Source organism: Bradyrhizobium sp. LHD-71, assembly GCF_031157255.1.
GTDB lineage: Bacteria > Pseudomonadota > Alphaproteobacteria > Rhizobiales > Xanthobacteraceae > P52-10.
The window spans coordinates 49,216-61,691 of record NZ_JAVIFX010000001.1; the positions used below are offsets into that span (position 1 = coordinate 49,216).

Consider the following 12,476-nt stretch of genomic DNA (forward strand, 5'->3'; position numbering starts at 1 on the left):
TAATCGCCTTCAGGCTAACGATGCGGCCGCGGCTGCTCGATTCCAGCGATGCGGCCGATCCGCTCCGTGAGGAAGTCGATCAGCAGGCGGACGCGAGCGATATCCGCGCGCTCGGGGACGAGCAGCATGCTCAATGGCACGGGAGTCAACGTGTAGTCCGGCAGGATCTCCTCCAGCCTGCCCGCAACCAACAGGTCATCGACGAGCCATTGATGAGCGGGGGCGATCCCACGCCCAGCGACAAGAGCTTCGCGCGCGGCAAGACCGTGGTCGACGCGAAAACGCCCTCCGAAGGGCACCGCGTAGTTTTCACCGCCTGGCCCGTGCAATGCGAGCGTGTCGCTTCCCGCCACGTTCGACATCCGAATACCCTCGTGAGCTGACAGATCCTGCGGCACAATGGGCCTGCCGTGCGCGGCCAGATAGCCCGGCGCGGCCACGAGCAGCCGCCGGGACTGACCAAGGCCCCGCAGCCTCATGGAGCTGTCAGCGAGCGGGCCCAGCCGAAGCGCTATGTCGACGCCCTCTCGCACCAGATCAACGCGCTCATCGGTGAGGCTGAGGTCGACCGCGATATCTGGATGGCGGTCCTGAAAGGCGAAGATGAGCCGGCTGACATGCAACACGCCGAATGCCGCCGTGCAGGATATCCGGACCGTGCCTGCCTGCGCGCCGCGCGTGCCTCGCGCCTCATCTCCGGCCTGGTCAACGAGGCGCAGAACCTGGACGCTCCTTGCGTAATAGCGGCTGCCTTCATCAGTGAGCGTGACACGCCGGGTAGTCCGGCTCAGCAGCGGCACACCGACGGCCTCTTCGAGCTCGCGCAGATGTCGGGTGATCGTCGACTGTCCGACACCAAGTTCCCGTGCAACGGCCGACAGGCTGCCGCGCTCGGCGACGCGCACGAACGACCGCATGCGCTCGAGCGTGATGTTCGATCTATCCATTATTCGGCACAATATTATGCATATCGACATATAGTGGATTCTTGGGGGATGGCCTACCTGCAGGGTCGATTATCCCCCACTGGATGACCCGCCCTATGAAAGTCCTGCTTGTTTTTGCTCATCCCGAACCGCGCTCGCTCAATGCCGCGCTGCGTGACGTCGCCATCAAGGAGCTCGAGGCCCAGGGCCACGACGTGCGTCTGACGGATCTTTACGCCGAGGGCTGGAAATCCGAGGTCGATCGTGCCGACTTTCCATCATTGGACCGGGGCGCTCGATTGAGGCCGGCGGCCGCCTCCAGCGAGGCTTTCACTGCCAACGCACTAACTGAAGACATCAAAGCCGAGCACAGGAAACTGTTATGGGCCGATGTCCTGATCCTGCAGTTTCCCCTCTGGTGGTACACGATGCCCGCGATCTCAAGGGCTGGGTCGATCGGGTCTATGCCTACGGCTTTGCTTATGGCGTGGGCGAGCACAGTGACGCGCACTGGGGTGACCGGTTTGGCGAAGGGACCCTCGCGGGCAAGCGCGCGATGCTGCTCGTGACCACCGGAGGTTGGGAGCAGCACTATTCCGCGCGCGGGATCAACGGACCGATCGACGACCTGCTGTTCCCGATCAATCACGGGATCCTCTATTATCCAGGTTACGATGTGCTTCCGCCGTTCGTGGCCTACCGCGTCGATCGTCTTGATCAAGCCGGCTTCGAGATCGTGGCCGAGCGCCTGCGCGGGAGAATGCGAACGCTCGCGACCACGGCGCCCATTCCCTATCGGCCCCAGAATGGCGGGGACTATCAGATTCCGAGCCTTCAGCTTCGTCCAGAGCTGGGTGAGGCGGGTGCGTCCGGTTTCGCACTTCATCTGAACTCTGCAGGTCTGGCCGACTAGTGCACGAGGCCCCACGCGTCGGAGCGAAGGACAACCTGGACTTTTCCTTTCGGCGATCATTTTGGGAAGCGGCCAGCAGGCTCAGAGCCACCGCCATGTTTACGCCGCGCGCAGGCGGTTTATTCGGGTGCCTTTGCTGTCGCTTTTCGAGCGAGCCAACTGGCCGACATTCGCGCCAGCCGCCGCGACCAGGTCCCGGGCCTGTGCATTGATCTCGGCGCGAATGCGCGGCATTGGCGGTGAGATGTGGCGCCTCAGCAAAGGGAGCCCTGGTGCGGTGCTGACCTTGAAAGGCGCGATCTGGACATGAGCTATCCGCTGAAATCCGAGACCCCTTTGGCCGCCACGTTCACGTTGACGATCGACGGCAAGCCGATTGTCATTAACACGGTCGGCTCGGCGCTTCGCTTCCTGACGGAAAATCGATGTGTCGACTGGATGGAGTATGACGGCCCCTACAACACCGCGCGAGATGCGCTTGAGCGCGCTTCGCACAACGCGATGATGACGCGTGCAGCCACCGATGCGCTTCGCATCCTGCTGCAGCAGTCGAAGCTGCTCTAGTGTCGTGGATCAGAAATTCGCGCCATCGTTGCCGCGAGTCCATCGAGTTTCCGATCCATAAACGCCACTAGAATCATAAACTTGCTAGTGTCCTGATCGAATCCGAAGTTCGCTCTCAGCTCGCTGCAAAGTACAGCGAACTTCGGATTCGGGACACTAGCTGCGAAGGCGGCGATTTGTGCTGCGCATCACAGAGCGCACCGACTGGCTACCTAGGCTTGCTCTCGAAGCCTCGGGAGATTAGCCATGCCGAATACTGGAACGGGATTCTGGGTCGTTGTGGCGCTGATTGCGGCCTTGACCATCGCAACCATCATCGAGCTCGTCCTCAGGATGATTTTGTCTGCTCCGCGGCCAAGGGTTGCAAAGTGAACCTTAAGCGGACTTCGACAGTTCTGCGTCGCTCACAACCAACGCATCGTCCGCAACTCTTCTGCTCCGGCAATAGCAACGCGCCTGGCATCCTCCCCTTGTCGTTGGTTGTCGTTGAATGGCTCCGCAACGTGGCACCCTGATTTGCGGCTTTGACGGCGATCAGGCCCCATTCGAATCGTCTTGACCTCGAACCCCTGATGGATCGATCCTGACAAAAAGAAGATCGTTTCCGACGAGACAAAAAGGGGGACGTGCCGGGATGGATCATCAGGGATGAGCAATCCGCTCTGCCCGGGCACGGCAGAGAAAGTCTGTGTGCTCCGGCCACTCACTCTCACCGATTTCGCCCTCTCGCCCGAGGAGCCCAGCGCAGCCCGGCGTCTCGAAGAGCGCGGAGCACGGCGCTCTCCCTTGCGCCCCTGACCATCAATCCTGGACCGGCGGAAACCAAAGATGCGCATCTGGCACCAGAGCTTCACCGTTCTCGACAACGTCCCGGCCTACAAGGCCCTCGTGCGAGCGCACATTGATCGCATCAAGCGCCCCGACACCGAAGTCGACATGCACGGCCTGCTGCCGCAGACCTTTCCGTCGAACTATCCCGGCACCGATCTCGGCTACGCCTTTCTCCTCCACATGCACAGCACACAATGGGCGGCCGCCGCGCTCACCGCCGCCGACCGCGGCTACGATGCGTTCGCCATGTGTACCATGCTCGATCCGCTGCACCGCCACCTGAAGACGATCGTCGACATCCCGGTGGTGGCCGCCGCCGAAACCGCCTTCCATGTGGCGTGCATGCACGGCCAGCGCTTCGGCATGCTGCTGTTCATGGAGCGCGTGGTCGCGCGCTATCATGACCAGATTCGCGAATGCGGCCTTTCCGACCGCTGCGCCGGCATTCGTGAGACCGGGCTGAAGTTCGACGACATCGTCGATGGCTTCAGCGCCCCGGGCAAGGTGCTCGACCGCTTCAGCGAGGCCGCACGCGGCCTGATCGCGGCAGGCGCGGACGTTCTCATTCCCGGCGAGGTGCCGCTGAACGTTCTCCTCGCGACCCACGGCGTCGATCAGATCGACGGCGTGCCGGTCATCGATTCCCTCGCCCTCACCATCAAGATGACCGAAACCATGGTCGATCTGCGCCGTCTCACGGGTCTGCGCCACAGCCGGCACGGATTCCACAATGCCGCGCCTGCGGCCGACCGCACGCGCGCCGTGATGCAGTTCTACTGTCCGGACCTCGTCTTCGCAGACGTGGACCGGCAGGACGCCTGACACCATCATCGGTCGCCGGCGATCGGCAACGAATAGAAGCGGGAGGATTGACATGGACGAACACACGCCATCGCGCAGGAGCCTTCTGCGCGCTCTCGGATGGCTGGCTATGGCGGGCGCTCTTCCGGCCAGCCTCGCATCGACTGCATCGCCCGCGGTCGCTCAGGGCTATCCCAATAAGCCCGTCCTGCTTGTCGTCCCCTTCGCGACCGGCGGCGGCTCCGACATCGTTGCGCGTCTGATCGCCGAGCCGCTGACGAAGGCACTCGGCCAGCCCGTCGTCATCGAGAACAAGCCGGGCGCAGGTGCGACGGTGGGCGCGACCGCCGTCGCCAAGGCGCCGCCCGACGGCTACACGCTCCTCTACACCACGCCGGGGGTACAGATCACCAATCCCTACCTGATGCCCTCGCTTCCCTACGATGCCGACAAGGACCTGGTGCCGGTCGCGCTGATCGCCCTGGCCATCAACGTGCTGGTTGTGAATCCGGCCCTGCCGGTGAAGACGATCAGCGAACTGATCGCCTGGGCCAAGGCCAACCCTGGCAAGCTCAACTTCTCAAGCTCCGGCATCGGCGCGAGCTCACATCTCTCCGGCGAGCTGTTCAAGCAGCGCGCCGGCATCGAGATCGAGCACGTCCCCTATCGCGGCACCGGCCCGTCGATCCAGGACCTGCTCACCGGACGGATCCAGATGACCATCGACACCGTCTCGACCCTGCTGCCGCACATCCGCTCCGGCGGCCTTCGCGCGATAGCGGTGGCCAGCGAGACGCGCAATCCGGCCTTGCCCGACGTCCCGACGATCGCCGACACCCTTCCGGGATTCGAAGGCAGCTCGATCAACTACATCAGCGTCCCGGCGGGCACGCCGCAACCGATCATCGACCGCCTCAACCGCGAGATCAACGCAATCGTCGGCCGCGAAGACATCGCCAAGAGGATGGTGGAGCTAGGTATCGCCGCCGCCACCGAATCCCCGTCAGACCTCGCCCGCCGAATCCAGTCCGAGCAGGTCAAGTGGAAGGCTGTGATCGAGAAGATTTCGACGCAGTAAGGGAAAGATGTGGAGGCGGAGAGTTGCTGGTGTGACAAAGCGAGCCGGAGAAGGCCCCGATGCATTGGGCCGAGACTAGTCAGACCAACTTGCGCTTCTTGCTGCAGTAAGATTTCGTACAAGCTGAAAGCAGACCAACGTCGCTGCGTCGACCTGGAAGGTGGCTCTCCGCACTTCTTGGCATTGTCTGTATCACGGGCTCATTCTACTGGCGGCGCAGCGCAGGTGTAAAACTCCACAAAATCCGCGAGCGAAACGGCCAGCTCCCGGTGCTCACGATCGGCTCTGCGCTGGATCTCGGCTGCAAACTCTTGCGAGACATCGCGCGACCAGCCTTCGTCTGTGTTGAACGCCACGACGCGAACTGGATCATTGTACTGCCCGCCATACAGATCGCTAAGCGTCGTTTCCCGATCAGAATGGTCGGAGTCCGTCTCCGCGAATACGCGCCCGAGATTGCCGAGATCATCCTCAACCATATAGACGGTGCGGTTAGATGAGGGGACGATCGAGGGGGCCGACACACGCAACTCCGAAACTGATCTGACTCAATGCGCCCGCAGCTTCTTCGTTCCGCCTCCGGGTCGAATGATGTTCCGCCTCAATCGGCTTCGACTCTACTCACTTCGACTCTACTCAAATGAGTCGAGACATCTCCCAAGCGAGCAGTTGGCCGCGGCCAGTCCACGGCATAGCCTCGACGCTGAAGATCGCCGCGCTCTCCGCATCCAGCGCGGCCATCTCGGCGATGATGTCCTTCGGGTCGCGCAAGCCAATATCGTCGAGTTGTAGACAACCTCGCCAATGCGGTCGCTACTCGCGCAGACCGGACATTCTGCCCGGCCTACAAGTCTAAGAAGGGCCATGAGCCCGCATCGTTAGCGGTTGTAGGGAAAGCAGCGGTCGCGATCGAGTGTGAGCCCGAAATGCGCTCCCAGCGCAGCGATGGCAGCGTCCTGCTGAGGATAAGGATCGGCATTGGATGCGGCAACGATGATGATCCGGAATTCGCCGCGATCCTTGCCACCCGGCGGCAGCATCGCTGTAGTCAGTGCATTGCCCTCCCCGTCGCGCAATGTGAGGAAAAGCGGCATCTCTCGCTGTACATGGGCCTCGAGGCCGATGTCACGCTCGATCGCGTTGGGCCTCTTCGCACGCCAGGACTGGACTGCCTTCTCCCGCTCGCGGCGAAAATATTTCTCGACCGTGTGGCTCATCAGGTGCGACTCACGCAGCGCTTCACCTTCCGTCTCGATACGGAACCAAGCCTTACCGTTCGGCGCATCGCAAATATATTGCATTTCGCTCGTCCTGCGATCCCGCAGTTCTAGAACTTCGAGCCTGCAAAACCAATATGAGATTCGTTTCCGTGTATAACGCTGCACGACCGCATAATCGCAAATTGGCTGCAACACCGCGTGACTATTGCCTGAGAGGCAATGGTGGAGTTCCAATCTAATGAAGCTTCACAAAGCGGTCTGATACGCCCAGCCGAGGCAGCGTACTTATAAAATTGCCTGCCGCTGTACGCGGGAAAGCGGACATCCAACCACTTTGGCTGAGGGCCACTTCCGGACTCGTGTGCTTGCGGCAACGGGAATCGGGTGGCAAATCCGTTCGCGACGAGGTCCCCTGCATGACGCAGTTTCCTTGCAGGCGGGATAACCATGAGATCATCAAACCACAAGACCGATTGCGCACGCCCAACCGCGGATACGGGGTACGCTTGGTGCGTCGTTGCAGCCGCGTTCGTCGCCGGATTCGTTGTGTTTGGGATCGTTTACAGTTTCGGAGTGTTGCTGCCGCCGGTCATGACCGAATTCCACGCGAGTCGCGCGGCCGCCTCCGCTTACTACGCGATCGCAAGTCTCATCTTCTACATGCTGGGTCCGCTGAGCGGACATATCGCCGACCGCTTCGGGCCACACATCGTGACGGCGGTCGGCGCCATCGCGATGGCGAGCGGCCTGATAGCGACGGCGTTCATCGGACATCTTTGGACCGGTTATGCGACGTACGGCTTCGGTGTGGGACTGGGGGCCGGGTGCGCCTATGTGCCGACGCTCGCCATTCTCGGAAGGTGGTTCACGCGCCGCCGCAATTTAGCCCTTGGGATCGCAGCAGCGGGCACCGGTTGCGGCATGCTGGTCACACCCCCGCTCGCTTCGATTCTGATCGACAGCATCGGTTGGCGCCAGACATGTGTCATTCTCGGCGGGGCAAGCGGGTTGCTGCTCGCAGCCTGCGCGATAGCCGTGGCGCGGTTGCCGCCCGCGCAGGAGCAACCTGTCAGCAGCACTTCCCTTGGCGCCGTCCTTCGTTCGTTCGAATACCGGATCATGTACCTGTCATGGGTCCTGGCAACGATGGCTCTGTTCGTGCCGTTCGTTTTCCTGCCGGCGTTCTCACTCGAACGTGGCGCCAGTCCTCTCGCCGCATCGGCTCTGCTGTCAATTCTCGGTGTCGCAAGCGTCTTCGGCCGCCTGGGCATCGGCGTCCTCGGCGGGTGGCTTGGCACGTTGAAACTGTTCAAGCTCTCGGTCCTAGTCATGGCGGCCTCCTACGCCATCTGGCTCCTGCTTCCGGCCTATCACTGGCTCGTGGTCTTCGCGGCCGTCCTCGGTCTGGCCTATGGAGTTCGGATCGCGTTGGTGACGAGCGTGCTGATCGAGCTGTTCGGAGTGAAGGATCTCGGCGCGCTGCTCGGTGTGTTCTTCACCGGCACCGGTATTGCCGCCCTGCTCGCGCCAACGTTCGCGGGCGCCCTGGTCGACTACTCCGGTCATTACGATTGGGGCATCGCTTTCGCACTGCTGATCGGCGCGGTCGGCTTCATCGTCATTCTCCCGCTTGGCGACCGCCAAACCACGACGAAGCAGACGGCTTCCTGAAGACCAGTGTGTGCGCCTCTGTCTTGAACGCCGGAGCCGCGTCACACGAGCATCAGGTACGATCCGCGCCTGGGTCGCATGCTTCTGCCTGCCTGGTCGTGGGGTGGGGCACGATGATCGAGCGCCGCGCCAATATGCGCGATCTTTGTTGGTTCGCGGCCGGCAGTGTTGGCGCTCGCAGTGCCAGCCGGCTGAGGTTTCACATATCGCGGGCCGCGCATGTTGTGCATCACCGCAGAGTTGCCCACGATTGGCAGCTTTGGAGCAAAATCCAACTTCCATTCTAAGTCCGCGTGTGGGCCGGACCGGACGTTCACGGGGCGAGCGGTGATCGTAGGCAAGTAGGCTGTGCCGGACTCCGAATTGTATTGATCCGGCTCGTTTTGACCTCGAACGCGCAGAGGTGGTTGCTTCAGTTCATCCAGCTCATCGAACGAGCTCGCCCACGTTGCCCGGTTTGTGGTCTCATCCGACAATTGCCGCAACAAGCGCGGCGACATGGTGGCGACACGAGCGACTCGCCGTCCATAGACGCGCAAGCGCAGAACAAGATTTTGCAATAAAATAAATGACTTAAATGGTCGGAGCGGCGGGATTCGAACCCACGACCCCTAGTCCCCCAGACTAGTGCGCTAACCGGGCTGCGCCACGCTCCGACGCCGATGACGGCGCTGATTGATTAGGAAATCCCGGCAGCCGGCGCAAGCCGCACGTGAGCGCTCTCGCCACATGATCGACCCGACATCAGGTTAATCTCCGCTAAAGACCTTCCGCTATGATGGCCGAATCACAGGAGAATTCGGCCATGCCGCGCGCGATCGCGTTGTCAGCTCTAGCTCTCGCGATTGCCGGAACCGGGGCGGGTGCCGCTGATCTGCCCGCACACACGCGGTTGGGGGCAGTTTTCGCCGAGCCTTACGTCCCGCGCGTTTATGCCGAGCGAGACACGAACTATCCGACTTTCGTCTTTGCACCACAGGTCGATATCCGCCCGATCGTCGGCGGCTATTACGGCAAACCCTTCTCCTACTATTACAAGCCGTACTACGGCGACGAGGCGACCGCTCTCACGGATGCCTACACCCGCCTGCCCTATGCCTGCGGGTTCTACGGGTATTGCTGACGGGAAGATTCAGCTCGCCTTCATCGCCGCATCGAGCAGGCGCCGGCACTCGAGCAACTCATCGAGGGCAGCGCGCAGCTTGGCGACATTGCGTTCGTCGACCCGAACGGGCTCGGTAAGACTCTCGGAGAGGGTCGGCTGCGGTGGCGCCGGCGCGCGGTGCAGCCGCGCCGCGTCGATGAAGGAGGCGATCGCCGACGGCAGCTCATGCGAGGGCGCCTCGCCGACATCCTCGCCCTCGCCGGCTTCGAAGTCGTCGGTCATTTCCTCGTTGACCGCGTCGCGCAGCATTTCCTCGTGATCGATTTCGTCCTCTGCGGCGGCCGCGGCCACCGGCGCAATCGCGCCGTTCTGCCAGTTCTGGACGGCCTTAATGCCCTGTTCACGCAGGATGCGTTGGACGCCGCGGATGGTATAGCCCTGCCCGTAAAGCAGATGGCGGATGCCCCGCAGCAAGTTGACGTCTTCGGGACGGTAGTAGCGCCGGCCGCCCGACCGCTTCATCGGTTTGATTTGTGCGAAGCGGGTCTCCCAGAACCTCAGGACGTGCTGCGGCACGTCGAGCTCATCGGCCACTTCACTGATCGTTCGGAATGCGTCGGGTGCCTTGTCCAAGGCCGGTCCCCCCAGCTGCTTGTTTAAGCTTATCTCTGTATTTCGCGCCCCTGGTCCGGCTGTGCCGGATTTATTCCCATCCACCTCTTAGAAGACATCGCTCGAACCGCCACCCTCGTCCCGAGACGCCGCCTGCTTCTATTCTACTCGTCCGCCTTGGCAGTGATTTCCTGCCCGTTGATTCGCTGTTTGAGAATCGCCGACGGCTTGAACACCATAACCCGGCGCGGAGAGATTGGCACCTCCGTGCCAGTCTTCGGATTGCGACCGATACGCTGTCCCTTCTTGCGCACGATGAAGGAACCAAACGACGACAATTTCACCGTCTCGCCTTTTTCAAGGCAATCGGTGATTTCCTTCAATACGAGTTCCACGAACGCGGACGACTCCGTTCGCGACAAGCCGACCTTTTGGTACACGGCCTCGCACAGATCGACCCTCGTGACTGTCTTTCCGGTTCCGGACATCGCCTGCCCCACTCACGGCGAAAACTTGCCTAACGCTAAGAGCTTAACGCGCTATCGTCAACATCGGTGACGCTTCAAACGCAGCTTGCAGTACAAGTCAACATTGTGGCAGTCGCAAATTGCGTCACTACCACCTGAGCAGCACTGACCCCCACGTGAAGCCGCCGCCCATTGCTTCAAAGAGAATCAAATTGCCTTTTTTTATTCGTCCGTCGGCGACCGCATCACAAAGCGCGAGCGGGATCGAGGCGGCCGACGTGTTGCCGTGCTTGTCGACCGTCAGCACGACCTTCTGCGGCGCAATACGCAGCTTCTGCGCCGATGCATCGATAATGCGCTTGTTCGCCTGGTGCGGAACCAGCCAGTCAATGTCGTCTGCAGTGATTCCCGTTGCTTTGAAGGCATCGTAGATCACATCGGTGATCATGCCGACGGCGTGCTTGAAGACCTCTTTGCCCTCCATGCGCAGATGGCCGACGGTCTGCGTCGAGGACACGCCGCCGTCGACATAGAGTTTGGCCTTGTGCCGGCCATCCGAGCGCAGGTGTGAGGTCAATATGCCCCGGTCCGAGGTTGCGCCCGGCTGCTGTTGCGCCTCAAGCACGACCGCCCCTGCGCCGTCGCCAAACAGCACGCATGTGGTGCGGTCTTCCCAGTCGAGGATGCGGGAAAAGGTCTCCGCGCCGATCACCAGCGCGCGCTTGTGCGAGCCTGAGCGCAGAAAATTGTCGGCGGTCGCCATCGCAAACACGAAACCCGAACAGACCGCCTGAAGATCGAACGCTACGCCATGGTTGATGCCGAGCCCACGCTGGATGTCGACCGACGTGGCTGGAAAGGTGTTGTCCGGGGTCGAGGTCGCAAGGATGATCAGGTCGATCGATTGCGCGTCGACGCCGGCATTGGCAAGCGCCGCCTGCGCAGCCTTCAGGCCGAGGTGCGAGGTATTCTCCCCCTCCGCCGCAATATGGCGCTGGCGAATACCGGTCCGCTGCACGATCCACTCGTCCGACGTGTCGATCCTGCTCGCCAGCTCGGCATTGGTCACGATCCGCTCGGGCAGGTATGAGCCGCAGCCGAGCACGATCGAACGGGTAACAGTCACGAGATAGCCTCCTGAACGCGTGGCGCGAGCTGAAGCGCGCCGCCGTCGCGATTAAGCGTCTGATTGATCTTTGTCAGGAGATCGTATCGGACCATGTCATAGCCGGCGTCCACCGCCGAGGCGAAACCCTCTGCGTCGGTGCCGCCGTGGCTCTTGATGACGACGCCGTTCAGACCGAGGAACACGCCGCCGTTGACCTTGCTGGGATCCAGCTTGTCGCGCAGTGCCTGGAACGCGTTGCGGGCGAAGAGATAGCCCAGCCGCGAGCGCCACGTCCGGCTCATGGCGCTGCGCAGATACTCGGCAATCTGCCGCGCCGTGCCTTCGGCGGCCTTCAGCGCGATATTGCCGGTGAAGCCCTCAGTGACGATGACATCGGCAGCTCCCTGCCCGATGCCGTCACCCTCGACGAAGCCGATGAAGTCCATGTTCGGTGGGTTGAGCCTGCGCAGCAGCTCCGCCGCTGCGCGCACTTCCTCCACCCCCTTGACCTCTTCGACGCCGATGTTGAGCAGCCCGACCGTCGGCCGCTCGAGATCGAACAGCACGCGCGCCATGGCGCTGCCCATGATCGCAAGCACCGCGAGATGCTGCGCATCGCCGCCGATCGATGCGCCGACGTCCAGCACGACGGATTCGCCGCGGAGCGTCGGCCAGACCGCGGCGATCGCCGGGCGGTCGACCCCGGGCAGCGTCCGCAAGTGGAAGCGGGCCATCGCCATCAGGGCACCGGTGTTGCCCGCCGAGACCGCGGTGTCGGCTTCACCGCGCTTCACCGCATCGATGGCCAGCCACATCGAGGAGGTCTTGCGGCCCCGCCGCAGAGCCTGGCTTGGCTTGTCGTCCATCCGCACGGCGACATCGGTGTGGACGACGCGCGAGGCAGCCTTCAGCGCGGGATACTTCTCCAGCTCAGGTGTAATCAGCTTGCTATCGCCAAACAGCAGGAATTCGGTCTCCGGGTGGCGCTGCAGCGCGATTGCCGCACCCGGAACGGCCACCGGGACACCGACGTCGCCGCCCATGGCATCCAGTGCAATACGAACCTTGCTCGGCATGAATAATCCGGGAACCTTGTCAGCTTGAGGCGCGGGACGAGAATCCGGCCTGCCTATTGATCGGGCGGCGGCGACAATACCGTGTCCACGCGCCGAAACAACAG

The 12,476-nt window shown here is 62.2% G+C and carries 14 protein-coding genes, 1 tRNA gene and 1 pseudogene; 7 read left to right on the forward strand and 9 right to left on the reverse strand.

Annotated elements, in window-relative coordinates; all coding sequences use genetic code 11:
* Positions 1-14: 14 nt before the first annotated feature.
* Entirely contained in the window at positions 15-947 is a 933-nt protein-coding gene (locus tag RCO31_RS00220) for a LysR family transcriptional regulator (protein WP_308966156.1), read from the reverse strand.
* Between the two features lie 95 nt (positions 948-1,042).
* Between RCO31_RS00220 and RCO31_RS00225 the strand changes: the two are divergent.
* From RCO31_RS00225 to RCO31_RS00245, 5 genes and pseudogenes are all read left to right on the forward strand, one after another.
* Positions 1,043-1,839: pseudogene (locus tag RCO31_RS00225) on the forward strand (NAD(P)H-dependent oxidoreductase).
* 306 nt (positions 1,840-2,145) lie between these two features.
* A complete protein-coding gene (locus tag RCO31_RS00230) occupies positions 2,146-2,403 on the forward strand; it encodes a hypothetical protein (protein ID WP_308966157.1) in 258 nt (85 codons plus the stop codon).
* 246 nt (positions 2,404-2,649) lie between these two features.
* Positions 2,650-2,775: a hypothetical protein gene (locus tag RCO31_RS00235; RefSeq protein WP_308966158.1), complete on the forward strand. Its 126-nt coding sequence runs from the start codon at positions 2,650-2,652 to the stop codon at positions 2,773-2,775.
* 456 nt (positions 2,776-3,231) lie between these two features.
* Positions 3,232-4,056: an aspartate/glutamate racemase family protein gene (locus RCO31_RS00240; protein ID WP_308966159.1), complete on the forward strand. Its 825-nt coding sequence runs from the start codon at positions 3,232-3,234 to the stop codon at positions 4,054-4,056.
* Positions 4,057-4,108: 52 nt separating this feature from the next.
* Positions 4,109-5,113: a tripartite tricarboxylate transporter substrate binding protein gene (locus RCO31_RS00245; RefSeq protein WP_308966160.1), complete on the forward strand. Its 1,005-nt coding sequence runs from the start codon at positions 4,109-4,111 to the stop codon at positions 5,111-5,113.
* Between the two features lie 200 nt (positions 5,114-5,313).
* On the opposite strand, the gene RCO31_RS00250 is transcribed toward RCO31_RS00245, so the two are convergent.
* From RCO31_RS00250 to RCO31_RS00260, 3 genes are all read right to left on the reverse strand, one after another.
* Positions 5,314-5,637, reverse strand: coding sequence for a hypothetical protein (locus RCO31_RS00250; RefSeq protein ID WP_308966161.1), 324 nt, complete (start codon positions 5,635-5,637; stop codon positions 5,314-5,316).
* Positions 5,638-5,749: 112 nt separating this feature from the next.
* Positions 5,750-5,884 (reverse strand): hypothetical protein, encoded by a 135-nt coding sequence (locus RCO31_RS00255; RefSeq protein ID WP_308966162.1) that lies wholly within the window; start codon positions 5,882-5,884, stop codon positions 5,750-5,752.
* Positions 5,885-5,991: 107 nt separating this feature from the next.
* Positions 5,992-6,414, reverse strand: coding sequence for a hypothetical protein (locus RCO31_RS00260; RefSeq protein WP_308966163.1), 423 nt, complete (start codon positions 6,412-6,414; stop codon positions 5,992-5,994).
* Positions 6,415-6,780: 366 nt separating this feature from the next.
* Between RCO31_RS00260 and RCO31_RS00265 the strand changes: the two genes are divergently transcribed.
* On the forward strand, positions 6,781-8,004 hold the full coding sequence (locus tag RCO31_RS00265) for an MFS transporter (protein ID WP_308966164.1): 1,224 nt from the start codon (positions 6,781-6,783) through the stop codon (positions 8,002-8,004).
* Positions 8,005-8,582: 578 nt separating this feature from the next.
* Here RCO31_RS00265 and RCO31_RS00270 read toward each other — a convergent pair.
* A tRNA-Pro gene (locus tag RCO31_RS00270) sits at positions 8,583-8,660 on the reverse strand.
* Positions 8,661-8,809: 149 nt separating this feature from the next.
* Here RCO31_RS00270 and RCO31_RS00275 point away from each other — a divergent pair.
* A complete protein-coding gene (locus RCO31_RS00275) occupies positions 8,810-9,127 on the forward strand; it encodes a hypothetical protein (RefSeq protein WP_308966165.1) in 318 nt (105 codons plus the stop codon).
* A 9-nt stretch (positions 9,128-9,136) separates the two neighbouring features.
* On the opposite strand, the gene RCO31_RS00280 is transcribed toward RCO31_RS00275, so the two are convergent.
* From RCO31_RS00280 to plsX, 4 genes are all read right to left on the reverse strand, one after another.
* Complete coding sequence (locus RCO31_RS00280; RefSeq protein ID WP_308966166.1) at positions 9,137-9,742, reverse strand: MerR family transcriptional regulator; 606 nt, start codon at positions 9,740-9,742, stop codon at positions 9,137-9,139.
* 143 nt (positions 9,743-9,885) lie between these two features.
* The gene (locus tag RCO31_RS00285; RefSeq protein WP_308966374.1) at positions 9,886-10,209 is read right to left on the reverse strand and encodes an integration host factor subunit alpha; all 324 of its coding nucleotides are present in this window, start codon (positions 10,207-10,209) and stop codon (positions 9,886-9,888) included.
* Positions 10,210-10,336: 127 nt separating this feature from the next.
* Entirely contained in the window at positions 10,337-11,314 is a 978-nt protein-coding gene (locus tag RCO31_RS00290) for a beta-ketoacyl-ACP synthase III (protein ID WP_308966167.1), read from the reverse strand.
* On the reverse strand, positions 11,311-12,372 hold the full coding sequence (gene plsX, locus RCO31_RS00295; RefSeq protein WP_308966168.1) for a phosphate acyltransferase PlsX: 1,062 nt from the start codon (positions 12,370-12,372) through the stop codon (positions 11,311-11,313). Before plsX ends, RCO31_RS00290 begins: the two co-directional genes overlap by 4 nt.
* Positions 12,373-12,476 lie beyond the last annotated feature (104 nt).

Bases quoted from the DNA above. Each gene is read 5' to 3' on its own strand.
- RCO31_RS00285 (WP_308966374.1), bottom strand. From the start codon at position 10,209: ATGTCCGGAACCGGAAAGACAGTCACGAGGGTCGATCTGTGCGAGGCC.
- RCO31_RS00275 (WP_308966165.1), top strand. From the start codon at position 8,810: ATGCCGCGCGCGATCGCGTTGTCAGCTCTAGCTCTCGCGATTGCCGGA.
- RCO31_RS00245 (WP_308966160.1), top strand. From the start codon at position 4,109: ATGGACGAACACACGCCATCGCGCAGGAGCCTTCTGCGCGCTCTCGGA.
- RCO31_RS00235 (WP_308966158.1), top strand. From the start codon at position 2,650: ATGCCGAATACTGGAACGGGATTCTGGGTCGTTGTGGCGCTGATTGCG.
- RCO31_RS00260 (WP_308966163.1), bottom strand. From the start codon at position 6,414: ATGCAATATATTTGCGATGCGCCGAACGGTAAGGCTTGGTTCCGTATC.
- RCO31_RS00220 (WP_308966156.1), bottom strand. From the start codon at position 947: ATGGATAGATCGAACATCACGCTCGAGCGCATGCGGTCGTTCGTGCGC.
- RCO31_RS00230 (WP_308966157.1), top strand. From the start codon at position 2,146: ATGAGCTATCCGCTGAAATCCGAGACCCCTTTGGCCGCCACGTTCACG.
- plsX (WP_308966168.1), bottom strand. From the start codon at position 12,372: ATGCCGAGCAAGGTTCGTATTGCACTGGATGCCATGGGCGGCGACGTC.
- RCO31_RS00265 (WP_308966164.1), top strand. From the start codon at position 6,781: ATGAGATCATCAAACCACAAGACCGATTGCGCACGCCCAACCGCGGAT.
- RCO31_RS00240 (WP_308966159.1), top strand. From the start codon at position 3,232: ATGCGCATCTGGCACCAGAGCTTCACCGTTCTCGACAACGTCCCGGCC.